This is a genomic window from Kitasatospora sp. NPDC059571, from assembly GCF_042735675.1.
Taxonomy (GTDB): domain Bacteria; phylum Actinomycetota; class Actinomycetes; order Streptomycetales; family Streptomycetaceae; genus Kitasatospora.
In genome coordinates this window covers 1-503 of the sequence record NZ_JBHWBW010000577.1, presented here as the reverse complement: position 1 = coordinate 503, position 503 = coordinate 1, and the positions used below count along the sequence as shown (strand labels likewise).

1 pseudogene is annotated in these 503 nt (G+C 80.1%); it reads left to right on the top strand.

Features of this window, described 5'->3' with window-relative positions:
- Nucleotides 1–376 (top strand): annotated as a pseudogene (locus ACFV0G_RS35830) (DNA repair protein RecN); the annotation flags it as partial.
- Nucleotides 377–503 lie beyond the last annotated feature (127 nt).

The window sequence follows — 503 nt, the reverse complement described above, 5'->3', positions numbered from 1 at the left end:
GGCCGGGTTGTGGCTGGCGTGGGTGTGTGTGTTGGCGGGGGCGACCCGGGGGCGCACCTCGCGGTTCTCGGGGGTGGCCCGGGGGGTGGGCGGCAAGGCCGCCGTGGAGATCGGCCGACGGCTGGCCAAACTCGCCGAGTCCGCCCAGGTCGTGGTGGTCACCCACCTCCCGCAGGTGGCGGCGTTCGCCGACCGCCACCTGGTGGTCGAGAAGACCAACGACGGGGTGGTGACCCGCAGCGGGGTGAAGGCGCTGACCGACGAGGAGCGGGTCCGCGAGCTCTCTCGGATGCTCGCCGGCCTGGAGGACTCCGAGCTCGGCCGGGCGCACGCCGAGGAACTGCTGGCCGCCGCCCGCGCACCGCGCGGGCGCTGACGGCGGGCCACCGCGTGCCGCCGGCCCCCCCCCCCCGCCGGGGCGGGGCGGGCGGGGCGCCCCCCCCCGGCGGGGCCCGCCGGGCACAAGACGCCGGGGCCGGGCGCGGGGGGGGGGGGCCAGAGGG